Here is a 23,480-nt window from a genome sequence, read left to right as displayed (position 1 = left end):
TTTAGGGTCCCAGCGGAGATTGCTCGCGAATCGTCTCGTCGCGGATAAGCCCACGCAGCAACGCAGTGCTGAACTCGGCCGCGATTTCCCTGGCCGTGCGCCGTCCGCTGCGCCGCAGCCAACGGTAGCTGCCTAGCGTCATCCCGATATAGCCCAGCGCGACCACGTGCGAGTCACATTGATAGAACTCGCCACTGGCAATGCCACGATCGATCAGGCCGTGCACGTGCTCGAAGACCTGCGCTTCCTTCTCGCGGACCTCGGCGACCTGTTCTGCCGTGAACCACTCGGTGATGTATGGCTGCTCCTGGAAATACACGGCGGCCCGCTCGGGATTGTCAGCGATCCCGGTGAGCAGTCGCACGGTGTATTGGTAGAGGGCCTCACGGGCCGTCCAGGACGGGTCGTCGTGCAGGGCGGCCAGCGTGCCCTCGGCGGCCTGGCGATAGATGTCGAACAGAATCAACGACTTACTGGCGTAGTAGTGGTAGACCGTGGCCTTGTTCAACCCGATGACGTCAGCCACATCGTCCATCCGGGTGCCGTGATAGCCGCGGGCCGCGAATAGCTTGGTGGCGACGGCCAGCAATTCCTCACGGCGCGAAAGACCACTTTCGGACGGCATCTGTTCTCACTATCGTCGCTGCAGGGCGGGCACAGGATGAACCCGAATCAACTCAGTATCAATCAACTAGTTGGACAGTCTAGATACTCCTCCGCGCCACAGGGTCAGGCAGCGGGTCGCATGGGTTGCGTGGCGTTCGTGTCGCGGGTCTGTCGTACCGACGCGGATGCGACTAAGCTTCCAAGCGAGCCAAGTCGCGAGTCGAGAGGTGAATGATGGATCCGAATCCGGACTACGACGCCAGCGACGAGATCGAATGGTTCTTCCGGTACCTGACCTGGGGTCTTCGTGGCGTCGACACCGGCGACGGCTGGCCACCTCCGGGCTACCCGCCCGTCTAAGGCGGCTCGCGCCCTATCAGGCGGCCTATAAGGCCTTGAGTTCTTCGGTGACCTCGGACACCGATTTCTTGGCATCGCCGAACAGCAAGGTGGTCCCTTCGGCATAGAAAAGTGGGTTGTCGATGCCGGCGAAACCGGAATTCATCGACCGCTTGAGCACAACCACCGACTTCGACTTGTCCACGTTGAGGATCGGCATGCCATAGATCGGGCTGGAGGTCTCGTTGCGGGCCGCCGGGTTGGTGACGTCGTTGGCGCCGATGACGATGGTGACGTCGGTGCGGGCGAACTCGTCGTTGATGTCGTCCATGTCCTTCATCGCGTCATAGTCGACCTCGGCCTCGGCCAGCAACACATTCATGTGCCCGGGCATCCGGCCCGCGACCGGGTGGATCGCGTACTTCACCGGTACCCCGCGGTCTTCCAGCAAGCTGGCCAGGTCTTTGACGGCATGCTGGGCCTGCGCGACGGCCAGGCCGTAACCCGGCACCACGATCACCTGGTTGGCGTATGCCATCTGAATCGCGGCATCGGCCGCCGACGTGGCTTTGACGTGCTTGTCGCCACTGTCATCACTGGGAGCCACACCGACCCCGCCGAACCCGCCGGCGACGATCGCGGGGATAGAGCGATTCATCGCCTGGGCCATCAGGTTCGTCAGGATCGAACCCGATGCGCCGACGATCATGCCCGCCACGATCATCGCGGTGTTGTTCAATGCCAAACCGGCCGCCGCCGCCGACAGACCGGTCATCGCATTCAGCAGGGAGATGACCACCGGCATGTCGGCGCCACCGATGGGCAACACCACCATCAGGCCCAGCACGGCGGCGGCCACCAGCAGGCCGATCATCCACCACAGTGACGCCCCGCCGGTACCGGGATGCGCGTTGAGGCCGATGACCACCGCGGCGACCACAGCGATGGCCAGCAGCAACAGGTTGAACGGCTGCTGCGCCTTGCCGAACCCGATCGGCCGACCGGAGATGATCTCCTGCAACTTGCCGAACGCGATAATCGACCCCCAAAACGAGATCGACCCGACGATCGCGGCGAACAACGAGGCCACCACGATGTGCACCGTCGGCGACTCGCCGTGCTTGAACGCGGAAAAGCCAGTGGTTTCGATGAACTCCGACAGCGCGATGAGCGCGACCGTCCCGCCGCCCACGCCGTTGAAGAACGCCACCAGCTGCGGCATGGCCGTCATCTTGGTCAGCCGTGCCGGCGGTACGCCCAGCACCACACCCACGACCAGACCGGCGATGATCAGCGGCCATTGAGTGGTGTGCCGGATCATGACCAGCGTCGCCGCCACGGCGATGGCCATGCCGACCGCGGCGATCAAGTTGCCCCGCACCGCGGTCTTGGGTCCGGTTAGGCCCATCAACCCGTAGATGAACAGCGAGAACGAAACGAGGTAGAGAATCTCGACGAGGTAGTGCAGGTTCATCGGGCGACCTCATCCGACTTGCCGGCGGCGGGTTTCTTGCCCTTGAACATCCCGAGCATTCGGTCGGTGACGATGAAGCCGCCGATGACGTTCAGGGTGCCGAACACCACCGCGACGAACAAAATGATGTGCACCGCGAGCGACGGGTGCTCAACCCTCCCGAACACCACCAGCGCCCCGAGAACGACAATGCCGTGAATGGCGTTGGTCCCCGACATCAGCGGGGTGTGCAAGGTGTTGGGCACCTTGGAGATCACCGCGAAGCCGACGAATCCGGACAGCACCAGGATCGCCAGGTTTTGCAACAGTTCGTCGTACATCTTTGGGAGTCCTCTCAGTCCCCTTGGCGGGTCACACACGATTCCGCGATGACTTCATCGTCAAAATCGGGGGCTAGCGTGCCGTCCTTGATCAATAGGTCGAGCAGCGCCGTGATGTTCTTGCTGTAGAGCTCACTGGCATGCTCGGGCATCGTCGCGGGCAGATTCAGCGGTGACGCGATGGTGACATCGTGTTTGACCACCGTTTGGCCCGGCTCGGTCAATTCACAGTTGCCGCCGGTCTCACCTGCGAGGTCGACCACCACGCTGCCGGGCTTCATCGCCTCCACCGCCGCGGCGGTCACCAGGCGTGGCGCGGGCTTGCCTGGAACCAGTGCGGTGGTAATCACCACGTCGAACCCGGCGATCGCCTCCTCCAAAGCCTTCTGCTGCTGCGCGCGTTCGTCATCGGTCAGCTCGCGGGCGTACCCGCCGGTACCCGAAGCCGTGACACCGACCTCGAGCCACTGTGCCCCCACCGAGCGCACCTGATCGGCAACCTCGGGGCGCACGTCGTACCCGGTGGTGCGGGCGCCCAAGCGTTTGGCCGTCGCCAGTGCCTGCAGGCCAGCCACACCCACGCCCAGGACCAGCACGCTCGCCGGTTTTACCGTGCCCGCCGCGGTAGTCAGCATCGGGAAGAACCGGGTCGCCTCCGCGCCCGCCAGCAGGACGGCTTTGTAGCCAGACACGTTGGCCTGCGACGACAACGCATCCATCACCTGAGCCCGTGAGATTCGCGGGATCGCTTCCAGTGCGAACGCCTGGACACCGGCTTGCTTGAGCGCGCCGATCGAGTTGTCGGCGTTGCGCGGCGCAAGGAAGCCGATCAGCGTCTGGCCGCTGCGCAGTCGGCCGATCTCGCTCGGGGTAGGTGGTGCGACCTTGACCACGATGTCAGCGGCCCAGGCATCGCCGATCGCGGCGCCGGCTTGCGAGTAGAGATCGTCGGGAAGCAGTGCCCGCTCACCCGCGCCAGCTTCGACCACGACGGCCACACCGCTGTTCACTAGCGACGCGACCGCCTTGGGTACCAGCCCAACGCGCCGCTCGTCCGGTCCCGATTCGGCGACCACCCCGACTGTCGTCTGCGGATCTGTCATGGCGCGTACTTCTACTTTCCCTACTACCTTCGATGGATTTGCCGGGCCGGTTGGTTGCCGACGCGCTCAGCCACCCTAACCTGGCAGCCCACCTTGGCTCCGCCCACCGCTACCAGACCGGGATATCGCTGCCATGCTCCGATGCTGGGCGTGCACCGAAGAAGCGTCGTTCGGTCTCTGCGATCGGCACGTCGTTGATGCTGGCTTCACGGCGCGACATCAACCCCGACGGCGTGAATTCCCACAGTTCGTTGCCGTAGCTGCGGTACCACTGACCCGTCCGGTCATGGCACTCGTACTGGAAGCGCACCGCAATACGATTGTCGTGGAAGGTCCACAAACTCTTGCGCAGCGAATAGTCGAGTTCGCGCTGCCATTTTCGGGTCAGGAACGCCACGATCTGCTCCCGACCCACGATGTGCTCGTCGCGATTTCGCCACTGTGAGTCGACCGTGTAGGCCAAGCTGACACGTTCGGGGTCACGGGTGTTCCAGGCATCTTCAGCGGCCTGAACTTTCTGGGTTGCCGATTCGAGGGTGAACGGAGGAAAAGGGGGACGGCTCTCGGTCATGACGTCCATCGTGCGCGATGGCGACCGCGAGACTTAAGCCACGGTCCGGAGTCGCGGCGCGTCGTGTGCGTGATTTAAGTGTCGCGTCCGATACATCTGCCGGCACCACACCCTAGGTGGCCTATCGTGGCGGACATGGACTTCGCGATGTCGGCCAAGGCGATTGACTACCACCAGCGGTTGTCCGACTTCATGACCGAGCACGTTTTTCCGGCCGAGGCCACCTACGATGACTACCGCCGCGGGGCCGGTCCCGACGACCACACCGCGCCCCCGATCATCGAGGAGCTTAAGACCAAGGCGCAAGAACGGGGCCTGTGGAACCTCTTCTTGCCGGCGGAATCGGGGTTGACCAACCTGGAATACGCGCCGCTGGCCGAGCTGACCGGGTGGAGCCTGGAAATCGCTCCCGAGGCGCTCAACTGCGCGGCACCGGACACCGGCAACATGGAGATCCTGCACATGTTCGGCACCGACGAGCAGCGCGGGCAGTGGCTGAGTCCGCTGCTGCGCGGCGAGATCCGCAGCGCGTTCTCGATGACCGAACCGGCGGTCGCCAGCAGCGATGCCCGCAACATCGAAACCACCATCTCCCGCGACGGCGCCGACTACATCATCAGCGGCAGGAAGTGGTGGACATCCGGCGCGGCGGATCCGCGCTGCAAGATCCTCATCGTGATGGGCCGCACCAATCCCACCGCGGCCGCTCATCAGCAGCAGTCGATGATCCTGGTGCCGATGGACACCCCGGGTGTGACGATCGTGCGCTCGACTCCGGTGTTCGGTTGGCAGGACCAGCATGGCCACTGTGAGGTGGTCTACGACAACGTCCGAGTCCCGGCCACCAATTTGCTCGGCGAAGAGGGCAGCGGCTTCGCAATCGCCCAGGCCCGGCTGGGCCCCGGCCGGATCCACCACTGTATGCGAGCACTCGGCGGGGCGGAGCGCGCACTGGCGCTCATGGTCGACCGGGCCCGCAACCGGGTGGCGTTTGGCCGCCCGCTCGCCGAGCAGGGCGTTGTGCAACACGCAATAGCCAAGTCCCGCAACGAAATCGACCAATCCAGGCTGCTGTGCGAGAAGGCCGCCTGGACGATCGACCAGCACGGCAATAAGGAGGCCCGGCATTTGGTCGCGATGATCAAGGCGGTGGCCCCGCAGGTGGCTTGCGATGTGATCGACCGTGCCATCCAGGTGCACGGTGCAGCCGGCGTCAGCGACGACACGCCACTGGCGCGCCTGTATAGCTGGCATCGAGCCATGCGCATCTTCGATGGACCCGACGAGGTGCACTTGCGATCCATCGCCCGAGCCGAGCTAGGACGCGAAAAAACCGCGTTCGCTGCGGCGGTGACGTAGCCATGGCTGCCACTCTGCGGGATCTTCCCGGCGCGTGGAACTTCCGCGACGTCGCCGACATCGCGACCGTGGTGCGGCCCGGCCGGCTGTTCCGGTCGAGCGAGTTGAGCCGCCTCGACGACGACGGCCGACAAGCCCTGAGCCGATTGGGCATCACCGATGTGGCTGACCTCCGGTCGTCCCGGGAGCTCGCCCGGCGTGGCCCTGGCCGTGTTCCGGACAGCATCGACGTCCATCTGCTGCCGTTCGCGGATCTCGCCGACGACGAGCCCAGTGACAGCGAAGCGCCGCACGAACACGCATTTCGGCGGTTGATCACCGAGACGGCCGACGAATCGGGCCAAAGTAGCGAGTCGATCAACGATGCCGCCGTCGGCTACATGCTCGACGAATACCGGCAGTTTCCAACACGTAGCGGAGCCCAACGCGCCCTGCACCACGTCATCACCCTGCTTGCCACCGGCCGGCCAGTGCTCACCCACTGTTTCGCCGGCAAGGATCGCACGGGATTCGTGGTAGCCATCGTGCTGGAAGCAATAGGTGTCGATCGCGCGGCTATCCGGGCGGATTTTCTGCGCAGCAATGACTCCGTACCGCAGCTGCGAGACAGGATCACCGAGATGATCCAACAACGCGCGGATACCGAACTGACCCCGGAGGTGGTCACATTCACCCAGGCGCGCCTGTCCGACGGAGTCCTCGGCGTTCGCGAAGAGTACCTGGCCGCCGCGCGGCAGACGATCGATGACACCTACGGATCTCTGGACGGCTACTTGCGCGACTCCGGCATCAACGAGGCTGCAGTGGACCAGTTGCGCAGCGTGCTCCTCGGCTGACCCGACCACGTTCAGGAACGACTTCCTCCGACCCATTCGCTAACGCCCCCCGGGCCGCGGGTAGCTCGACTGCCCAATCGCGGGACTAGGTGGCCGGATGCTTCTAGGCTGACGGTTGGCGGCCTTGGTGCCGGCGGATCACCTCGTCGTTCGGTTCGACCGAATAGCCCAATAGTCGCCACATCCCAAATAACTGCCCTGCTTGGTGAGGGAGATGTGCCAATGACAAACCTCGTGGCCGGTATCGAGAGCATGGTGGTAGCCGCCGAGGAGGTGGCTGGGATCGGTTCGATCCTGAATCAGGCCAATGGGGCCGCGGCGGGGCCGACAACCGCTGTGGCAGCGGCGGCAGCCGATGAAGTATCAGCGGCCGCCGCGACGCTGTTTAGCGCACACGGCCAGGAATACCAGGCGATCACCAGACAAATGGCGGGCTTTCACGACCAGTTTGCCCGGACATTGGCCGCCGCGGGGCGCGCCTACGCCGACGCCGAGGCCGCCAATGCCGCCGCCGCATCCCGCGCCGTCAGCGTCCTCACCGCAAGTGCCCCAGCGTTGCTGTCCCCACTGAACGTCGTCAGCGGGTTCAACCGGGCTCTCAGCGGCGGCACCCTCACCGCACCGGCGGCGGCAGCGACCGACGTCACTCTGGTGATGGGCGGCAGCGGCTTGCCCATACCTCCGTTGACCTACGTCAACGACCTCGTCACGAAATACGTCACACCGAATTTCCCCGATTTCATTGCCGCCCACGCACGAGCTTTGTTCACCCCCGAAGGGTTGTATCCGCTCACCGGCATCAAGGACCTGACCCTGACCGAGTCCGTTGCCCGTGGCGTCACGATCCTGAATAGCGCAATCGCGGAGCAACTCGCCGCCGGCAACGACGTGCACGTGGTGGGCTACTCACAGAGCGCCATCATCGCCTCGCTGCAGATGCAAAACCTCGCAGCGATGGGCAGCCCGAACACGGCTAATCTCAGCTTTACCCTGCTGGGCAATCTGATGAATCCCAACGGTGGGCTAATGTCGCGCTTCGCAGGCTTGTCCCTGCCGGGTATCGGACTCGATTTCTATGGCGCGACGCCCGCCGACACGGGCTACCCAACCGACGTCTACACACTGCAATACGACGGCTACGCCTCCTTCCCGCAATACCCGATCAATGTTCTATCGGTGCTCAACGCCTTTGCAGGGATCCAGTTCGTGCATGGCATCTATCCGGACCTGGATCCGTCGAATCTCCCCCCGGGTTACAACCTTGTTCAATTGCCGACATCCCCCGGCTACAGCGGCGGCACCGACTACTTCATGATCACGCACCCGGGTCTGCCGCTTCTAGACCCGGTGCGGGCGATTCCGGTGATCGGCAATGCCGTGGCGGACCTGGTCCAACCGAACTTGACCTACCTCGTCAACCTGGGCTACGGCGACCCCAACTATGGCTATTCGACCGGGTATGCCGACGTGGCTACCCCATTCGGGGTACTCCCACCAATCCCGGCGACCATCGGTATCGATCTGCTCAGCGGAGCCCAGCAGGGAATCGGTGATTTCGCCACCACCATCACCACCGAGGTGGCGCCGTCAGTGTCCGGGTTTCCAAACTCGCTGCTGGGATCGGGCGGCACGGACGGATCTGGCAGTTCGCTGCCCGACACGCCTATTTCGGCGCCTGCGCCGGGGTTCTCGCCGATCGGCTTTATCGATGCTGTGCAAGCGCTCAACACTGACGTCACCCGGTCGATCACGAATGCAGTGGCGAGCACATCTGCTGCACTGCTGGCAACAGCGGACATTGTCAACGAGGTCGTGACCACCCTGCCGTCCTACAACCTCAACCTGTTCCTGGACGGGATCAAGCAAGTGCTCAACGGAGACGCTACCGGTGGGCTCATCTATGCCTTCGGCGCTCCGCTTGCCGCGAGCACGGCGATGCTGACGCTCGCGGCCGGCTTCCAACTCGGGGTCGTTGTGGATGCCGTCGGATCGATCGTCTAGCCCTCAAGGATCTGGCTGGATCGTGCGCTGCCCAGCATGCGGAAAACGCAATCGGGCAACTCTCGTTCGCGGAAATGCCCGTCGGGCGTCGGTGACCGATCTAGTCTGACGGGAACCCGGGGTTCACCGGAGTTTCGAGCTGAGAGGCGTCACATGTCGTATCTGATCGCTGAGCCACAGATCATGGGAGCGGTTGCCGCGCAGGTGGAGGAAATCGGTTCGGCAGTGAGTGTGGCCAGCGCGACAGCAGCAAGCTCGACGACTGCCGTGGCTACCGCCGCAGCCGACGAAGTGTCGGCGGCCATCGCGCAATTCTTCACGGCGCACGGCAAGGAATACCAAGCCGTCCTCGGCCAGGTGGAGGCGTTTCATAGCCAGTTCCACCAGACGTTGGCCGCCGCCGGCAACGCCTACGCGAATGCCGAGGCCGCCATCGCCAACACCCTGCAATCCGGGTTGGGTTTGCCCGCAGCCCCGACAACCCCGGCGGCGGCGGCGATTCCACCCTTCCCGGCGAATCTGACGAACTTGATCTTCGGACCCACCGGAGTTCCGCTGCCGTCGCCGGCCTACCTCGCGGCCGCCAACGAGCTCTACCTCCGTACGCTCAACCCCCTACAAGCGATCTTCACACCCGAAGAGTTGTATCCGATCACCGGCGTTAGATCATCTGTCCTCAACACTTCGGTGGAAGAGGGCTTGACCATCATGCACAACGCGATCCTGGACCAGCTCGCGATCCCCGGAAACACCGTCACCGTTTTCGGCTATTCACAAAGCGCCATCATCGCGTCACTGGAAATGCAACAGCTCGCGGCCATGGGTCCGGCGGCCCCTCCGGCCACCGACCTCAACTTCGTACTCGTTGGCAACGAAATGAATCCCAACGGCGGTATGCTGGCGCGATTCCCCGGTCTGACGCTCCCGAGCTTGGGCCTGACGTTCTATGGCGCGACGCCGTCGGACACGATCTATCCAACGGCCATTTACACCCGCGAGTATGACGGGTTCGCCAGTTTCCCCCAGTACCCGCTCAACATCATCTCCAACCTCAATGCGATTGCGGGAATCGTGTTCGTACATACGGGGTATATGGACCTCACACCGGCACAGGTCGACGCCGCCATCGAACTACCGACATCGCCCGGCTACACCGGGGTCACCGACTACTACATGATTCCCACAGAGAACCTGCCGCTTCTGGAACCGTTGCGTGCCATACCCGTCATCGGAAACCCGCTGGCCAACCTGATTCAGCCGAACCTGGAAGTGATCGTCAATCTTGGCTACGGCGATCCGAACTTCGGCTATTCGACCGGCCCGGCCGACGTGCAGACGCCATTCGGGATCTGGCCCGACGTGCCCCCGCAGGTCATCGGCGATGCCCTGGTCGCGGGAACGCAGGAAGGCATCCAGGACTTCACCGCCGATGTGCAGGCATTGCTGGCCCAGCCGATCACGCTCCCGACGTTCCAGCCGCCGCAACCCGCGGACTTTGCCAGCGCTTTGGCCGCCGCGCCGACCCCGGCCGAGGTGGTCAATACGCTCACCTCAATCATCTCGACCAACTATGCCGTTCTGCTGCCGACCGCGGACATCGGCCTCGCGCTGGCAACCTCGCTGCCGCTGTACAACACCCAACTGTTCGCAAGCCAGCTCGCCCAGGGCAATCTGATTAACGCGATCGGGTTACCGTTGGCGGCCACCGCAGGTCTGACCTCAATTGCGGGTGGCGTGGAATTCCTCGTCCTCCTCTCCGCCGCCGCCGACACCGTCAGCGACGTTGAGAGTCTCTTTACCTAAGGCTCAGGTCGCGCTACCGGCGGCACGATGAGCTACGGCTCGAGGACGACCTTGCCCAGCACCCCTCCGTCGGCCAACGTCTGCAGCGCAGCCTGGCCCTCCGACAGCGGATAGCGCAGCGGCGGAGGCGGTTTGAGCCCCAAGAAAACCAGTTGGCCCAGGCCCGAGGCGAACAGGGCGGCCGAACCGGGAACTTGGTTGAGGTACTCGCCCCAGGCGACGCCCACCACGCTGACGTTGCGCAGCAGCAAGCGGTTGACCGTGAGGGTGGGAATATCGCCGGCGGCGAAGCCGATCACCAGCAACTTGCCGTCGATCGCCAGCACGCTAAGCGCGTCATCGAAGGCCTCGCCGCCAACGGGATCGACAACGATGTCGACTCCTTTACCGGCAGTCTTGTCCACCACCCGCTGAGTCCAGTCATCCGTCGACGTCACCACGACGTCGGCACCAAGCGCCGCGACATAGTCAATCGCGGCCTCGCGGTGCACCACGGCGATCACTTCGGCGGCGCCCATCGCCTTGGCGATCTGCACGGCCGCGGTGCCCACCCCGCCGGACGCGCCCAACACCAGCACGGTGTTGCCAGGCCGCAAACCCGCGCGGTGCGCCAAGGCGAAGTACATGGTGTTGTAGTTGACCAACAATGACACGGCTTCGGCGTCGTCGAGCTCCGGGGGGCTACGGACCACATTGGCCACTGGAACAGCCACTTGTTCGGCGTAGCAGCCGAGAACTCCGAACCCCGAAACTCGTTCGCCCACAGTGAAACCCGATCCCGGCGGCGCGGACCGCACCACACCGGCGGTTTCCATGCCAGGCACAAACGGCGGCGGCAGCTTCAGCTGATACTCGCCCTTGGTCAGTAGCAGGTCGGGATAGCACACTCCGGCAGCGCGAACGTCGATGACCACGTTCCCATCGTCACCGGACACATCATCGATATCGGTGTACACCATGCCGGACGGGCCGGAAAGCTCTTTTACGACACAAGCTTTCATGTACAGCTACAGTTTGAATCCAGCTTTTTTCGCCCCGGACAGGTCGGTGATCTCGGCCCAGTGCGCCGCCACATCCTGTACAGACGGCGGCTTGTCGAAGTTGACTCCGTCGTTTTGGAACAACGCGGCCCGCTGCACCTTGCCGCCGCCGACGATGAACACCGATCCATTGTCGGAGCATTCCTCGGTGCACAAATGGGCGACGACCGGCGCGACGAAATCCGGCGTGAGCTTCTCGAGGACCTCAGGCGGCATGATGTCCTGGGTCATCCGAGTGGCCGCGATCGGGGCGAGCGCGTTGACGTGGATGTTGTACTTGGCGCCCTCGAGCGCCAGCGTGTTGATCATGCCGACCAGGCCAAGCTTGGCCGCACCGTAGTTGGTCTGACCGAAGTTGCCGAACAGGCCGCTGGTGGAGGTCGCGACCACCGCTCGCCCGTAGCTCTGTTCGCGGAAATGCGGCCAGGCCGCGCGCAGCACGTTGTATCCGCCGTACAGGTGCACCTTCAGGACCGCGTCCCAGTTCTCCGAGGTCATCTTGTGGAACGTGCCGTCGCGCAGGATCCCGGCGTTGCTTACCACACCGTGCACCGCACCGAACTCGTCGAGCGCGGTCTTGATGATGTTCGCCGCGCCGTCTTCGGTGGCGACGCTGTCGTAGTTGGCGACCGCGCGGCCGCCCGCGTCGCGGATCTCCGCGACGACTTGATCGGCCATCGCCGATCCGGCGCCGGTGCCGTCGCGGGCACCGCCGAGATCGTTGATGACGACGCTGGCGCCCTCACCGGCGAGGGTGAGGGCGTATTCGCGGCCCAGACCTCCACCCGCTCCGGTGACGACGATGACGCGATCCTGCACTCCGGGCATCAGGTTCCTCTCAGCTATTAGCAGACGGGGTTGTTGCGGTCGGTCCGCGCCGGCAGCTGCCGGCTCATGTCAGAACAGCTTGCGGGCCAGCTTGAACGCCCGCTCGGTATACGGCGGGTAGGTGAAGCTCGACAGGTCGGGCCGCGTGGGTTTGGTCAACACCGACTTGCGGTGGCTGAACTCCTCAAAACCCCAGCGGCCGTGGTAGGCACCCATGCCCGACGCGCCGACGCCGCCGAAGGGCAATTTGGCAGTCGATACCTGGAAAGCGAGATGGTTGACCAACATCCCGCCGGCTGGCACCTCCTTGATCACCCGCTCGCGCACGTGGCGCGACTTCGTGAACAGGTAGGCGGACAAGGGCTTGGGCCGTGAATTGACGAACCGTATCGCATCGTCGAGGGAGTCGACCGACAGAACCGGCAGGATCGGCCCGAAGATCTCGTTGCTCATCAACGGCCCGTTGGGATCGGGGTCGACAACCACGGTCGGTTGGATCCGCAGCTTGGATGCGTCGCACCCGCCGCCCACGACAACGTCGTTTTTTCCGCCAGCTTCGGCTTGGGCTTTCGCATCGGATATGTAGCCGCTGAGCCGGTCGAATTGGCGTTGGTTGACAATCCGCATTCCGCCCGGCTCCCCGGACCCGAACTTCGTGATGGCGGCACTGATCTTGCCGACCAGCTCGTCACGGATCTTTGCGTCAGCCAGCACATAGTCGGGCGCAACGCACGTCTGACCAGCATTGAGCAGTTTGATCCAGGCGATGCGCTTGGCCGCGACATCCACATCGGCGTCGTCGGCGACGATCACGGGGCTCTTGCCGCCAAGCTCAAGTGTGACGGGAGTCAGGTGCGGCGCCGCGCCTTCGTAAACCTTGCGGCCGATCTCGGTGCCGCCGGTGAACATCACCCGGTCCAGGCCCTGGGCAATCAGCTCCTGACTTACCGAGCCGTCGCCTTCGATGACCGCGATCGCATCGTTGTCGAGATAGCGCGGCACCAATTCGGCCATCAATCGCGACGACGCTGGGGCAATTTCCGACGGTTTGAGGACGACCGCATTTCCGGCGGCGATCGCCCCGACCGCCGGACCCAGGGTCAGGTAGAACGGGTAATTCCAGGCACCGATGATCAGCACAGTGCCGTACGGCTCGTACTCCACCCAGCCACGCCCGGGCAGCTGAGGTGCCTCGAGCAGCAGATACCTCCGACGCGTCCATCTGCGCACTCGCTTGGCCGCGAACTTCGCCTCGGCAACCGTGGTCGCGATGTCGGCGATGTATGCCTCGAACTGGTTTCGTCCCAGATCTTGGCTCAGCGCGTCAGTGATCGCGGCATCGTTCTCCTCCATCAACCTGGCCAGCGCCCGCAATTGCTCCTTGCGCCACTCGATGCTGCGGGTGCGCCCGGTGGCATAGGTGGTGCGAAGCCCAGCCACGATTGTGGCGACCTGGGATGCTGCAGGGGTGGCGGGCGGAGTTGTTGGCGGCGCACCCGCGCTTGGTTCAGCTGTTCGTGCCGTCGGCGTCTCGGGGGTGTCGGGTTGCTGAGTCTTCGGCGCAACCGATTCGGTGGTCATCGTTGTGCTTCCTTCCCGGAGTCGCCCGCACGTCGTAGGGCAGTCGCAAATCCGTGCTAACCGCGATACTAATCACCCAGTTCGAACGGGAGTAGGAAAGATCTGCCTATCGCCCGAAGCCAACCACGCGATCGGATCGGACCGTGGACTACGAGGCGGCCTGCCGCGGCGGGTCCAGGGTCAAGCCGCAGCCCGCAGCAGCGCACCCGAACCCTCGGCGATCGCCGGGAGCCCTAGGGCACGCAGGACCTTCCAGGACGTCGCCGTGGCGGCGGTCACCGCTGGTAGGCCCAACGCCTTCTCGGCATCCGGGATGGCCGACAGCGAGGGCATTTGGACACACGCCGACAGCACCACCGCATCCACCCCGCGTGTTCCGAGCCCACTGGCGATATCAGGCAATTGGGCGGGGTCGAGCCGGCCCACCGCGAGATTGTCGGCAACCTCTAAGTTAATGACGTCGTGCACGTGGACACCTTCGGACTCGATGTAGTCGACGACCTGCGTGGCGGTCTGTTTGGTATAGGGCGTGACAATGGCGGTGCTTCGCACCCCGAGCTGATGAAAACCCTCGACCAATGCGCCAGCGCTGGATATGACCTCGGCGGCGCAGCCCGCCGCCCGTGCGGCAGCAGTGAGCCGCGCCTCGACGACGCGATGCGCGCCGATGCCCTCCGCCATGACCGCGACCAGGCAGGCGTAGGCCATCACATCAACGGCCGCATCGGCCAGTTTGCAGGTTTCGTGTTGCGCGTCGGCGTTCATTGCGGCCAGCTCGCCGGGTTCGACCGTCTTCATTCGCATCCGTGCCGCGTGGAAGGAAAACCGCTCGCCGGAGATGGCCGCGCTGCGGCGAAAAACCCGCGGCAACTCCGTCTCCATCGTGGTGTTCGAGCTGGGGACCAGCAACCCAATGCGATGGTTCGACATGTCGTCTCCTCCGCGTAGCCGCGTCCGGTCGCCGTGGCAGCCGGCCAGTCCTAGCTTAAGAGTCGAGCTCCTCCCCGGTACATAGCGAGGTGAGCAGCGAGGTACCTAGGTCGAGCCCGACAACGCGGGCAGCCGCACCCGGCACCCAAACCGCTACAACCGCTCCGCGGTCACAAACTCAGCGAACGCGTCCTTGTGGTCGGCCATCGGCACGCCCTCTACCCAGCGGCCCACCCGGCGCATCTCGTCTTGCGCGCTTTGCGCCGTGGCCCGCCAACCGTGGTTGTTGAGCCAGTCGCCGACGGCCGCCCGATCCTCGTCGTGGTAAATCAGCTCCTGCACATCGACGGTCTGCTCGTAGCCCAGGACCTCGGCGACCTTCTTGAACCGCGCCCGCATTTCCTCTCGGCGCTCCTCGGCGTGCAGCGGCGAGGTCTCCGCGGCGATCCGGCTGCCCGGCGCGCTCAGCGAACCGACTTGAGTGAACAGCCGGTCCTGAGCGTCGGCCGGCAGATACATCAGCAACCCCTCGGCTAGCCACGCTGTCCGCGCCGTCGGATCAAAGCCCGCGTCGCGAAGCGCGGCGGGCCAATCCTGCCGCAGGTCACTGGGCACCACATGGCGATCAGCAGCGGGCGCCACCTCATTTGCCGCCAGCGTGGTGGACTTATAGGCCAGAACCTTGGGCTGATCGATCTCGTACACCGCGGTGCCCGCCGGCCAGGGCAGACGATAGGCCCGAGAATCCAGTCCAGACGCCAGGATCACCACCTGACGGATCCCGGCGGCGACTGCGTCGGCAAAGTAGGTATCGAAGAAGTTCGTCCGCACTGCCTGGTAGTTGCGCATGTACTGGACGGTGGCTGCGGTGTCAGCGTCGATAGCTTCCACCTTGGCAACCAAGGACGGGTCAAGCATGAGTTCCCACATGGCGCCGGCGTCGGCGTTGGTGACCAGCAGCTTCGCGTAGGGATCGCGGATCAGTGCGTCGGGCCGGTCGGTTTCGACGGCTCGGGCAGCGGCCACCATGACCGCGGTGGTACCAACACTGGTCTTGATGTCCCAGGTGTCGTCGTGGGTGCGCATTGTGCTCATCGTATGAATTCCTAGATATCTCGTTGGGTCTCGTTGGGTCTAGTCGGGTGTCGTTGGGTCTCGCTGGGCGACCTGGTGCGCACGCAGCAGCGTGGTGCGAACGGTCTCGTCAACCAGATCGTGCGGGATCGGCCGGCCCAATCGGCCCATCTCGTCGCGACTACCCACGCTGTGGACCCGCCAGCCGCGCGCCACCAGCCACTGCGCGACGTCGGAACGGTCCGGTTCGTGATAGGTCAACGCTTCGACATCGATGTCCAGCCCGAGCCGGTCCCGCATCCGATTCCAGCGCTGGGTGTTTCCACTCGAGTTCATGCCGAACACCTCGACCGCGATCTCACTACCCGGTGAGCTTAGTGCCGTCAGCAGCTCGAGGAGGTTGTCGACTGCGTCGCTGGGCAGATAGGCGAGCAAACCTTCGGCAAGCCACGCTGTCGGTTGCGAGCGATCGAATCCCGCGGCGGTGAGCGCCGCGGGCCAGTCGTCGCGGAGATCTACCGCGACCGCAGCACGTTTCGCTGTCGTGATCGCACCCTGCGAGCCAAGAATCTCGGCCTTGTATTCCAGCACTTTGGGCTGATCGATCTCGTAGATCACGGTGTCTGCAGGCCACGTCAGGCGGTAAGCGCGGCAGTCGAGCCCCGCGGCAAGAATCACCACTTGCCGGATGCCCGCCGAGACAGCGGCGCGGAAAAACTCGTCGAAGAAGTGGGTGCGCACCGCCAGGTAGTCGCAGCCAATCCGATGCAGTCGTTGTCCGCGCGGGTCGCCCTCGAGCCAGGCCATGCTTGCGTCGGCCAGCCGTGCCCATGCACTACCGGCCGACGACACCAGTACCTCGGCGAATTCGTCGCGAATCAGTGGATCGGCTCCGGCCGTTTCCACGGCGCGGCAGGCGGCGACCCCCAACGCGGTGGCGCCGACACTTTCGGTGATCGCCCAGGTGTCGCCGGCGGTCCGCCTGGATGGGTGCGACCGTGGGGAGTGGTCGAGGTCGGTCATGTCGTGCCTATGCTACCCAATAAGTTAGGCAGTCTATATGTTTTGTGCGTCACGTCACGTCACGTCACGAAACGCGCGCGCAGACTACCCCCCGGGTCGCCAGAGGATGCCGGCCAGCGCCTGCCCTACCGTCGCGAGGATCTTCTCCATCTCCCGGTGGCTCCCGACAAAACCGGCGTAAAACCCGACCCCGCACAACACGAGCAACAATGTCTCCACCAACGGACCCGGGTCGGTGTCAGGGGCAAGTTCTTCACGCGCGATGGCCTCGGCGACCGCCCACCTGAGGAATTCCCGGCTGATCTGTACCGCATCGTTGTCGCCTCGATTGAGCTCGGGATGCCGGTGCGCCTCCATCACTTCGGTAGCCAAGAATGCCGCCGTGGAAGGATTCTGAATGTCCGCCTCCAGCGCGACGGCGAGAAACGCCGCGAGCCGCGCCATCAGGGTCACCTCGGTACGGGCGCGTTCGATGCCAGCCAACACGACCAGTTCGTTGGTTCGGTCCACCACCGCGCCGTACAACAGCTGTTTGCTCGCGAAGTAGTGATTGATCGCCGGCCTGGTCAGGTCGGCGCGTAGAGCTATCTCCTGGAAAGTGGCGCCGTCGTAGCCGCGTTCGCTGAACACCTGGCGGGCAGCGCGCACAATGCGTTTGCGTGTCTCGTCTGCCTTCGCTGCTGGGGGACGACCCGGGCCGCGACTAGCCGTAATCGACATCATTAGAGTGTGCCACGTCGGCGGTGCGGAGCCCCTTAGCCGGATCCAACGCTACGGAACTTGACAGATTGGTTCCTCCACCGGCAGGTCGCATTGCGGGTAGTCCCTACTGAATAAGATGGGCGGGTGCTTGCGGCCGTGTTGCGAGAGTCGAAGGTCGGGCCGCCGCGATGAAGGATCGACCACGCCAGGATCCCCAGCCAACAGCCGCCCCACCGGACGCGGCCGGTGGGCGATTCGGCGCTACCCTCAGGAACGCGGGCTACCTGCGCAAGTGGCTCCTATTGGGCATCACCATCGGTGTCATCTCCGGCCTGGGAGCGGTTGTCTTCTACCTTGCGCTGAAATACACCACCGAATTTCTCCTCGGCTACCTGGCGGGCTATCAGATCCCGACCCCGGTCGGCGAGGGAGGCAACCGGGGGTCCGCCGGTTTCATGCGTCCATGGGCGATTCCATTGGTGACCACTGGAGGGGCGCTGTTGTCGGCGTTGATCGTGGCCAAGTTCGCCCCGGAAGCCACCGGTCACGGCACCGACGAGGCGATCGAAGCGGTCCATAGCAACCCGCGCGCCATCCGCGGCCGGGCGGTGCTGGTCAAGATGGTCGCCAGCGCGCTGACCATCGGCTCGGGCGGTTCGGGTGGCCGTGAAGGACCCACGGCACAGATTTCGGCTGGCTTCTGTTCGTTGCTGACCCGCCGGCTGGGACTGTCCGACGACGACGGCCGGATCGCGGTGGCACTGGGCATCGGCGCGGGCATTGGCGCCATCTTCGCCGCGCCATTGGGCGGAGCGGTGTTGGCCGCCTCGATCATCTACCGCGATGACTTCGATTATCAGAGCCTGCTGCCCGGCTTCATCACCTCGGGGACCGCCTACGCCGTGCTTGGCGCGTTACTAGGCTTTGACCCGCTGTTCGGCTACATCGACGCCGAGTATCGCTTCGAAAAGGCGTGGCCGCTGCTGTGGTTTGTGGTGATCGGGGTGATCGCCGCCGCCGTCGGGTACCTGTATGCGCGAATCTTCCACGCGTCGGTGGCACTCACGCATCGGCTTCCCGGCGGTCCGGTGATCAAGCCGGCCATCGGCGGACTACTGGTCGGGCTGATGGGACTGCTGATCCCGCAGATCCTGAGCAGTGGCTACGGTTGGGCGCAGTTGGCCTCTGACAAAGATGCGCTGATGCAGATCCCGTTGTGGATCATCGTTGTTCTCCCGATCGCCAAGATCGTGGCCACATCGCTGTCAATCGGCACCGGCGGCTCCGGCGGATTGTTCGGGCCCGGAATCGTGATCGGCGCGTTCGTTGGAGCCGCAATTTGGCGCTTGGGTGAGCTGACCGGGCTGGCAGGGGTGCCCGACGCACCCGGAATTTTCGTGGTCGTTGCGATGATGACCTGTTTCGGCAGTGTCTCGCGCGCGCCGCTCGCCGTGATGATCATGGTTGCCGAGATGACCGGTTCGTTCTCGGTGGTGCCGGGCGCAATCCTGGCCGTCGGGATCGCATCGTTGCTGATGTCACTGACCAACGTCACGATCTACGAGTCGCAGCGGCTGAATCGAGAGACCGCCCTTGCCGAACGCGCGGGTCGGGCTGCCGGCCGGGACTGATCCGCGCTCAAGTCTGCCCGGCCAGACCTCCGCTGCTACCAGCCCGGCGCGTCGAGCTGAACGAATCACGCCCAGCGCTTGCCCACCATATTTTGTCGCTGTTCCTACAGCGAACGGATATTCTGCACCGCGAGCCGCGGCCCGCGGCGCGGTTCGCGCGCCAATCCACTTGCTTCGAGCAGGCGCACCACCCGGTGTCGGTGCGGTCGCATGGGTTCCAGCAGCTCGAGCATGACAGCATCATCGACAGGATGACCCAGCAGCGTCCAACCGATCATTTTGGGAATGTGGTAGTCGCCCACCGACACGGCATCAGGGTCACCGAAGGCTCGCTGGACCGTCTCCGCCGCGGTCCACTCCCCTACTCCCGGTAGCGATTGCAGCGCTTTTTGGGCCTGCTGCGCGGGTCGCGCTGCCAATCGTTCCAGCGAGGCGGCCCGCTGCGCGCAGCCCACCACCGTCCGAGCGCGCCCCGGGTCAACGTTGGCGCGGTGAAACTCCCAGGACGGGATGGACCGCCACACCTGCGCCGAGGGCGGCACCCGCATCCCGGTCGGCGTTGGACCCGGGGCCGGCGTTCCGTACTTGGTGACCAACACCCGCCACGATCGGAAGGCAGCGGCCCCGGGCACGCGCTGCTCTATCACGGCGGGAATCAAGGCCTCCAGGACGTGTCCGGTGCGGCCCAGCCGCAAATTGGGAAGCCGTCGGTGCGCGGCGGCAACTGTCGGTTCCCTGGGAACGAAGTCGGAGGGGTCGTCGTCGGCGCCGAGCATCGCAGGCACGACGTCGACAAATTCTTCGGCACCGTTGCCCCACGCTATGCAGTGGGCGGCATCGGGAGCCGTGCGGCTAATCCGTGCGGCCACCGGTCCCGACGACAGCAGGCTGGTCCGCCAAATCGTGCCATCCCGGGTGACCCGAAAGCACGGGTCGCCTCGGCCGCGGCGCAGCGGGGCTATCGCGTGGCCGAACCCGCCGGCCCCCGTGAAGGTGATCGTGCGCGCTGCCGTCATCCGCGGGCTCGGTAGCCTGACCGGCCATTCGACGCTCGCGCCAATTGACCACGAACTACGTCGCGAGACAGGATGAACCACGTGACGACACCGTTCGACGACCCGCAGGCCGAACTCGCATGGATGTTCATGCAATGCCTCTGCGAAGGCGGGGACGTCGACGAAGGCTTCGCCCTACTCAGCGACGACTTCACGTACTGGAGCATCGTCACTCGCCGCGAGTTCGACAAGGAGACGCTGCGGCGGGCAGTGGAAGAACGCAAAAAGGTTCTCGAGGTGACCATCGAGCTCATCCGCTGCGTCAACGAGGGAGAAACCGCGGTGATCGAGGGCCAGGTCGACGGCACCACGGCCGACGGAGTCCGATACAACAGCCCTTTTGCGTGCATCTTCGAGACGCGCGACGGCCTGATCGTCTCCTGGCGCGAATACACTGACACCCAGGCGTTAGCAGAGGTGCTCCCCGCCGCCTGGCCTACGCAGGCACAACGGTGATGTCGGCCTTGTTGGGGTAGAAGGCAACGCGCCCCGCGATCGCCGCCACCGCCGGGAATGGTTGCTCATAGGTCCAGATCGCATCCTCGACAGATTCGCCGGCCGCCGTGGCCACGCTGTAGTAGCTGGCGTCGCCCTTGAACGGGCAGTAGGTGCTGGTATCGGTGCGAGTCAGCCTATCCTGAACCACATCTGCTAGCGGAATATATTGCACCGCAGGCAAAGTAGCCTCGTGTAACGCTACGGCCGCAGTCGTGTCCGCGACCAGCTCGCCCTTGACTCGAACCTGGACCCGTCCCTTCGTCGGCTCGATGGTGATCGGATGCCCAGCCGAAGGTTCCAAGACTTTGCGGTGGCTCATGGTTGATACCTTTCTCAGACGCAGGTATGGGGTTCAACACCAACCGGCCGTGCAGACTTCCCATGTTGGCGCATGAGTCGTCAGGGTGCGCGGGCGCGCCGGTGGCGGCGAGACGTCGGAGAACTCGGGCGGCGAGTCGTTCCTATTCTGATGGCGAGGCCGCGGTGTTCTCGGTGCTATTCCGTGGTATCCGCATCGCGGCCCAGAACCGGGCGGCCTCCCGGATCGATTCCTCAACTGGGCGAGGCTGCCAACCCAACTCCCGAACCGCTTTGCTGGCATCGACCGGAGCCTCAGCACGCATCATGCGCACCGACCCCAGGCTGAGTTCGGCATCTTTGCCCGTCAGCCGGGCTCGCACGCTGCCCAGTGCGCCCAGGGCATACAGCGTCGATACCGATATGGACCGTCGCGGCGGCGGCACGCCGGCCTCGTCCGCCGCGATCTCCACCACCTCCTGCAACGAGATCATCCGGTCGGAGATGAGATACCGCTCGCCGATCCGCCCGCGCTCGGCCGCCAGGATCATTGCCCTGGCGGCATCATCGACACCCACGGCCTCCAGCTGGATCCCCTTCATCGTGAAGGGCAGCTTGCCGAACACTGTGCCGGCGATGAAGGCGCCGTGCGGGGTGTGCCCCCAGTCACCGCTGCCGTAGGTCGTCGAGACGCACATGGCGACCGCGGGCAATCCGGCGTGCGACACGTAGTGCATCACCAGGTCCTCGGCCTGAACCCGGGATTGCACGTACGGCGTCAGCCGGCGCGAATCGATCTGGTCGTCTTCGGTCGCTACCTGGCCACGGCGGCGGCCCACGGTTGCGTAGCTACTGGTGAAGACGAATCTGCGCAGGTTGGGTTGCTCGACGGCGACATCGAGGACGTTGCGCAGGCCCGCCACGTTGGTGCGAAACAGCGGCGCCGGGTCACGCAACCATGCCCGAGTGTCGACGACGCAGTAATAAACGTCGTCGCAGCCGGCCATCGCCTCGCGCACGATGGCGGTGTCGAACACGTCGCCGTGGAACCGGGTGACCGCCAGGTCGTCGATAGTCCGGGTATTCGCGGTGGGCCGTACCATCGCTCGCACCTGATCCGGCTGCCCAGAGCCGTCGGCGACCAGCTGGCGGGTCACATGCGAACCCAGGAAGCCGTTGGCACCAATGACCAGCTTGGGTGCGTTCATTCGGATCCTCCGTACTGGCGCATCCACCGCGCGGCGTCGTCGTCGATCGTGCCCAGGGCCTCCGCCGTGCGGCACCACTTCAGCGCCGCCCGCAGGAACCGCAGCGGGTTGTAGATGTCTTCTTGCCGGCACCATTGGCCGTCGCCGGCGTAGGTGATGATCGAGATGTTCGTCGCGCTGATCACGGTGCCATCGCCGGGGTCGCGCATCGGGTTGTCCAATTCACAGATGATCCGCGCAGTGGATTCGTCGATAACCGACCACAGCGAGGGAAACGCCACCATGTGGCTGCCTGGGAAGGTCGTCATCGTTCGCCGAATCCAGTCGCGGACCTGTTGGCGGCCGTGCATGGTGCCGGCCGCATGTTCGATGTACTCAACGTCGGGCGTGTAGTGCTCGACCCAGGCCTCCCAGTCCTGTGATTCGGCGGCACGGGCCACCGTTTGCTCGAACTTCTCGAATGCCGACGACAGCTCGCCGCGGGAGAACCTCGGGGTGCTCACCGGCGGTCCCTGAATGTGCAGCTAGAGCGCATGTTTCGGCCGGCTCGCGGTTCCACGCCCGGCGTTCGCGCCCCGTTACACCTCATCGGCGGAGTGTAACCTGAAGGCGTCGTGGATTCTCGGGCGTGCCGGCAGATTGGGAGAACCGAAATGGCTGATGACCTCAAGGCGACGCAGCGGGCTCTCCTTGCCGGTGGCTGCTTCTGGGGAGTCCAAGAACTGATTCGCAAGCAGCCCGGCGTGCTCTCCACGCGAGTCGGCTACAGCGGTGGCGACACCCCCAACGCGACTTATCGCAATCACGGGACCCACGCTGAGGCCGTTGAAATCGTTTACGATCCCGCCGTCACCGATTACCGCACGCTGCTGGAGTTCTTCTTCCAGATACATGACCCGACGACCCAGAACCGGCAGGGCAATGACACGGGACCCAGCTACCGGTCGGCGATCTTTTACCTGGACGACGAACAAGAACGAATAGCGCTCGACACTATCGCCGATGTCGACGCGTCCGGCCTCTGGCCGGCCAAGGCCGTCACCGAGGTCAGCCCGGCCGGCGACTTCTGGGAGGCTGAGCCCGAGCACCAGGACTACCTGCAGCGCTACCCCAACGGTTACACCTGCCACTTTGTCCGGCCCAACTGGAAGCTGCCGCGACGGACAGCCAATCTGGGCTGAGGGACTTCACCGCTGAACCT

General features: G+C 64.6%; 24 protein-coding genes. 8 read left to right on the top strand and 16 right to left on the bottom strand.

Annotated elements, in window-relative coordinates; translation table 11 throughout:
- Nucleotide 1: 1 nt before the first annotated feature.
- The gene (locus F6B93_RS01410) at nt 2–625 is read right to left on the bottom strand and encodes a TetR/AcrR family transcriptional regulator (protein WP_211697391.1); all 624 of its coding nucleotides are present in this window, start codon (nt 623–625) and stop codon (nt 2–4) included.
- A gap of 212 nt (nt 626–837) precedes the next feature.
- Between F6B93_RS01410 and F6B93_RS01405 the strand changes: the two genes are divergently transcribed.
- A complete protein-coding gene (locus F6B93_RS01405; protein ID WP_211697390.1) occupies nt 838–966 on the top strand; it encodes a hypothetical protein in 129 nt (42 codons plus the stop codon).
- A gap of 25 nt (nt 967–991) precedes the next feature.
- On the opposite strand, the gene F6B93_RS01400 is transcribed toward F6B93_RS01405, so the two are convergent.
- From F6B93_RS01400 to F6B93_RS01385, 4 genes are all read right to left on the bottom strand, one after another.
- A complete protein-coding gene (locus tag F6B93_RS01400) occupies nt 992–2,419 on the bottom strand; it encodes an NAD(P)(+) transhydrogenase (Re/Si-specific) subunit beta (protein WP_211697389.1) in 1,428 nt (475 codons plus the stop codon).
- Nucleotides 2,416–2,739, bottom strand: a complete 324-nt coding sequence (locus F6B93_RS01395) for an NAD(P) transhydrogenase subunit alpha part 2 (protein ID WP_211697388.1) — start codon at nt 2,737–2,739, stop codon at nt 2,416–2,418. Before F6B93_RS01395 ends, F6B93_RS01400 begins: the two co-directional genes overlap by 4 nt.
- Before the next feature lie 14 nt (nt 2,740–2,753).
- The gene (locus F6B93_RS01390; RefSeq protein WP_211697387.1) at nt 2,754–3,842 is read right to left on the bottom strand and encodes a Re/Si-specific NAD(P)(+) transhydrogenase subunit alpha; all 1,089 of its coding nucleotides are present in this window, start codon (nt 3,840–3,842) and stop codon (nt 2,754–2,756) included.
- A gap of 109 nt (nt 3,843–3,951) precedes the next feature.
- Nucleotides 3,952–4,413 (bottom strand): nuclear transport factor 2 family protein, encoded by a 462-nt coding sequence (locus F6B93_RS01385; protein ID WP_211697386.1) that lies wholly within the window; start codon nt 4,411–4,413, stop codon nt 3,952–3,954.
- Nucleotides 4,414–4,560: 147 nt separating this feature from the next.
- On the opposite strand from F6B93_RS01385, the gene F6B93_RS01380 reads away from it, so the two are divergent.
- The 4 genes from F6B93_RS01380 to F6B93_RS01365 all read left to right on the top strand — a co-directional run bounded on the left by F6B93_RS01380 (nt 4,561) and on the right by F6B93_RS01365 (nt 10,412).
- On the top strand, nt 4,561–5,772 hold the full coding sequence (locus tag F6B93_RS01380; RefSeq protein ID WP_211699206.1) for an acyl-CoA dehydrogenase family protein: 1,212 nt from the start codon (nt 4,561–4,563) through the stop codon (nt 5,770–5,772).
- A gap of 2 nt (nt 5,773–5,774) precedes the next feature.
- The gene (locus tag F6B93_RS01375) at nt 5,775–6,608 is read left to right on the top strand and encodes a tyrosine-protein phosphatase (protein ID WP_211697385.1); all 834 of its coding nucleotides are present in this window, start codon (nt 5,775–5,777) and stop codon (nt 6,606–6,608) included.
- A 222-nt stretch (nt 6,609–6,830) separates the two neighbouring features.
- Nucleotides 6,831–8,609 carry a PE family protein gene (locus F6B93_RS01370; protein WP_211697384.1) on the top strand — a complete coding sequence of 593 codons (1,779 nt, stop codon included), beginning with the start codon at nt 6,831–6,833 and terminating at the stop codon, nt 8,607–8,609.
- Between the two features lie 153 nt (nt 8,610–8,762).
- Nucleotides 8,763–10,412 (top strand): PE family protein, encoded by a 1,650-nt coding sequence (locus F6B93_RS01365; protein WP_211697383.1) that lies wholly within the window; start codon nt 8,763–8,765, stop codon nt 10,410–10,412.
- A 32-nt stretch (nt 10,413–10,444) separates the two neighbouring features.
- Here the strand turns inward: F6B93_RS01365 and F6B93_RS01360 are convergent, their stop codons facing one another.
- From F6B93_RS01360 to F6B93_RS01330, 7 genes are all read right to left on the bottom strand, one after another.
- Nucleotides 10,445–11,413, bottom strand: coding sequence for an NADPH:quinone oxidoreductase family protein (locus F6B93_RS01360; protein WP_211697382.1), 969 nt, complete (start codon nt 11,411–11,413; stop codon nt 10,445–10,447).
- 6 nt (nt 11,414–11,419) lie between these two features.
- The gene (locus F6B93_RS01355) at nt 11,420–12,280 is read right to left on the bottom strand and encodes an SDR family oxidoreductase (protein WP_211697381.1); all 861 of its coding nucleotides are present in this window, start codon (nt 12,278–12,280) and stop codon (nt 11,420–11,422) included.
- A gap of 69 nt (nt 12,281–12,349) precedes the next feature.
- Entirely contained in the window at nt 12,350–13,861 is a 1,512-nt protein-coding gene (locus F6B93_RS01350; RefSeq protein ID WP_211697380.1) for an aldehyde dehydrogenase family protein, read from the bottom strand.
- A 180-nt stretch (nt 13,862–14,041) separates the two neighbouring features.
- On the bottom strand, nt 14,042–14,791 hold the full coding sequence (locus tag F6B93_RS01345) for a maleate cis-trans isomerase family protein (RefSeq protein WP_281426122.1): 750 nt from the start codon (nt 14,789–14,791) through the stop codon (nt 14,042–14,044).
- A gap of 153 nt (nt 14,792–14,944) precedes the next feature.
- Nucleotides 14,945–15,877, bottom strand: a complete 933-nt coding sequence (locus F6B93_RS01340) for a class I SAM-dependent methyltransferase (protein WP_211699204.1) — start codon at nt 15,875–15,877, stop codon at nt 14,945–14,947.
- 48 nt (nt 15,878–15,925) lie between these two features.
- Entirely contained in the window at nt 15,926–16,888 is a 963-nt protein-coding gene (locus F6B93_RS01335) for a class I SAM-dependent methyltransferase (RefSeq protein WP_211697379.1), read from the bottom strand.
- Between the two features lie 84 nt (nt 16,889–16,972).
- Nucleotides 16,973–17,608: a TetR/AcrR family transcriptional regulator gene (locus F6B93_RS01330; RefSeq protein ID WP_211697378.1), complete on the bottom strand. Its 636-nt coding sequence runs from the start codon at nt 17,606–17,608 to the stop codon at nt 16,973–16,975.
- A gap of 170 nt (nt 17,609–17,778) precedes the next feature.
- Between F6B93_RS01330 and F6B93_RS01325 the strand changes: the two genes are divergently transcribed.
- Nucleotides 17,779–19,221 carry a chloride channel protein gene (locus F6B93_RS01325; RefSeq protein WP_211697377.1) on the top strand — a complete coding sequence of 481 codons (1,443 nt, stop codon included), beginning with the start codon at nt 17,779–17,781 and terminating at the stop codon, nt 19,219–19,221.
- Between the two features lie 104 nt (nt 19,222–19,325).
- Here the strand turns inward: F6B93_RS01325 and F6B93_RS01320 are convergent, their stop codons facing one another.
- Entirely contained in the window at nt 19,326–20,237 is a 912-nt protein-coding gene (locus tag F6B93_RS01320; RefSeq protein ID WP_211697376.1) for a DNA-3-methyladenine glycosylase family protein, read from the bottom strand.
- Between the two features lie 72 nt (nt 20,238–20,309).
- On the opposite strand from F6B93_RS01320, the gene F6B93_RS01315 reads away from it, so the two are divergent.
- The gene (locus F6B93_RS01315) at nt 20,310–20,732 is read left to right on the top strand and encodes a nuclear transport factor 2 family protein (RefSeq protein ID WP_211697374.1); all 423 of its coding nucleotides are present in this window, start codon (nt 20,310–20,312) and stop codon (nt 20,730–20,732) included.
- Here F6B93_RS01315 and F6B93_RS01310 read toward each other — a convergent pair.
- The 3 genes from F6B93_RS01310 to F6B93_RS01300 form a co-directional block, all read right to left on the bottom strand.
- Entirely contained in the window at nt 20,713–21,093 is a 381-nt protein-coding gene (locus F6B93_RS01310; protein ID WP_211697372.1) for a DUF427 domain-containing protein, read from the bottom strand. The genes F6B93_RS01315 and F6B93_RS01310 overlap by 20 nt on opposite strands.
- Before the next feature lie 142 nt (nt 21,094–21,235).
- The gene (locus F6B93_RS01305; RefSeq protein ID WP_211697369.1) at nt 21,236–22,279 is read right to left on the bottom strand and encodes an NAD-dependent epimerase/dehydratase family protein; all 1,044 of its coding nucleotides are present in this window, start codon (nt 22,277–22,279) and stop codon (nt 21,236–21,238) included.
- Nucleotides 22,276–22,782 carry a nuclear transport factor 2 family protein gene (locus F6B93_RS01300; RefSeq protein ID WP_211697367.1) on the bottom strand — a complete coding sequence of 169 codons (507 nt, stop codon included), beginning with the start codon at nt 22,780–22,782 and terminating at the stop codon, nt 22,276–22,278. Before F6B93_RS01300 ends, F6B93_RS01305 begins: the two co-directional genes overlap by 4 nt.
- A gap of 150 nt (nt 22,783–22,932) precedes the next feature.
- Here F6B93_RS01300 and msrA point away from each other — a divergent pair, with 150 nt between their 5' ends.
- Nucleotides 22,933–23,460: a peptide-methionine (S)-S-oxide reductase MsrA gene (gene msrA / locus F6B93_RS01295; protein WP_211697365.1), complete on the top strand. Its 528-nt coding sequence runs from the start codon at nt 22,933–22,935 to the stop codon at nt 23,458–23,460.
- Nucleotides 23,461–23,480: the final 20 nt, after the last annotated feature.

Origin of the sequence: Mycobacterium spongiae, from assembly GCF_018278905.1 — a bacterium.
GTDB lineage: Bacteria > Actinomycetota > Actinomycetes > Mycobacteriales > Mycobacteriaceae > Mycobacterium > Mycobacterium spongiae.
Note: the sequence above shows the minus strand (reverse complement) of the source record. Positions and strands in the feature narration are given on the sequence as shown.

What these genes read in the sequence shown, in the direction of transcription:
- F6B93_RS01390 (WP_211697387.1), bottom strand. Translation starts at nt 3,842, where the DNA reads ATGACAGATCCGCAGACGACAGTCGGGGTGGTCGCCGAATCGGGACCG.
- F6B93_RS01325 (WP_211697377.1), top strand. Translation starts at nt 17,779, where the DNA reads ATGAAGGATCGACCACGCCAGGATCCCCAGCCAACAGCCGCCCCACCG.
- F6B93_RS01340 (WP_211699204.1), bottom strand. Translation starts at nt 15,877, where the DNA reads ATGCGCACCCACGACGACACCTGGGACATCAAGACCAGTGTTGGTACC.
- msrA (WP_211697365.1), top strand. Translation starts at nt 22,933, where the DNA reads ATGGCTGATGACCTCAAGGCGACGCAGCGGGCTCTCCTTGCCGGTGGC.
- F6B93_RS01310 (WP_211697372.1), bottom strand. Translation starts at nt 21,093, where the DNA reads ATGAGCCACCGCAAAGTCTTGGAACCTTCGGCTGGGCATCCGATCACC.
- F6B93_RS01400 (WP_211697389.1), bottom strand. Translation starts at nt 2,419, where the DNA reads ATGAACCTGCACTACCTCGTCGAGATTCTCTACCTCGTTTCGTTCTCG.
- F6B93_RS01330 (WP_211697378.1), bottom strand. Translation starts at nt 17,608, where the DNA reads ATGTCGATTACGGCTAGTCGCGGCCCGGGTCGTCCCCCAGCAGCGAAG.
- F6B93_RS01320 (WP_211697376.1), bottom strand. Translation starts at nt 20,237, where the DNA reads ATGACGGCAGCGCGCACGATCACCTTCACGGGGGCCGGCGGGTTCGGC.
- F6B93_RS01360 (WP_211697382.1), bottom strand. Translation starts at nt 11,413, where the DNA reads ATGAAAGCTTGTGTCGTAAAAGAGCTTTCCGGCCCGTCCGGCATGGTG.
- F6B93_RS01365 (WP_211697383.1), top strand. Translation starts at nt 8,763, where the DNA reads ATGTCGTATCTGATCGCTGAGCCACAGATCATGGGAGCGGTTGCCGCG.
- F6B93_RS01305 (WP_211697369.1), bottom strand. Translation starts at nt 22,279, where the DNA reads ATGAACGCACCCAAGCTGGTCATTGGTGCCAACGGCTTCCTGGGTTCG.
- F6B93_RS01335 (WP_211697379.1), bottom strand. Translation starts at nt 16,888, where the DNA reads ATGACCGACCTCGACCACTCCCCACGGTCGCACCCATCCAGGCGGACC.
- F6B93_RS01350 (WP_211697380.1), bottom strand. Translation starts at nt 13,861, where the DNA reads ATGACCACCGAATCGGTTGCGCCGAAGACTCAGCAACCCGACACCCCC.
- F6B93_RS01410 (WP_211697391.1), bottom strand. Translation starts at nt 625, where the DNA reads ATGCCGTCCGAAAGTGGTCTTTCGCGCCGTGAGGAATTGCTGGCCGTC.
- F6B93_RS01345 (WP_281426122.1), bottom strand. Translation starts at nt 14,791, where the DNA reads ATGTCGAACCATCGCATTGGGTTGCTGGTCCCCAGCTCGAACACCACG.
- F6B93_RS01380 (WP_211699206.1), top strand. Translation starts at nt 4,561, where the DNA reads ATGTCGGCCAAGGCGATTGACTACCACCAGCGGTTGTCCGACTTCATG.
- F6B93_RS01385 (WP_211697386.1), bottom strand. Translation starts at nt 4,413, where the DNA reads ATGACCGAGAGCCGTCCCCCTTTTCCTCCGTTCACCCTCGAATCGGCA.
- F6B93_RS01375 (WP_211697385.1), top strand. Translation starts at nt 5,775, where the DNA reads ATGGCTGCCACTCTGCGGGATCTTCCCGGCGCGTGGAACTTCCGCGAC.
- F6B93_RS01405 (WP_211697390.1), top strand. Translation starts at nt 838, where the DNA reads ATGATGGATCCGAATCCGGACTACGACGCCAGCGACGAGATCGAATGG.
- F6B93_RS01315 (WP_211697374.1), top strand. Translation starts at nt 20,310, where the DNA reads ATGAACCACGTGACGACACCGTTCGACGACCCGCAGGCCGAACTCGCA.
- F6B93_RS01370 (WP_211697384.1), top strand. Translation starts at nt 6,831, where the DNA reads ATGACAAACCTCGTGGCCGGTATCGAGAGCATGGTGGTAGCCGCCGAG.
- F6B93_RS01355 (WP_211697381.1), bottom strand. Translation starts at nt 12,280, where the DNA reads ATGCCCGGAGTGCAGGATCGCGTCATCGTCGTCACCGGAGCGGGTGGA.
- F6B93_RS01395 (WP_211697388.1), bottom strand. Translation starts at nt 2,739, where the DNA reads ATGTACGACGAACTGTTGCAAAACCTGGCGATCCTGGTGCTGTCCGGA.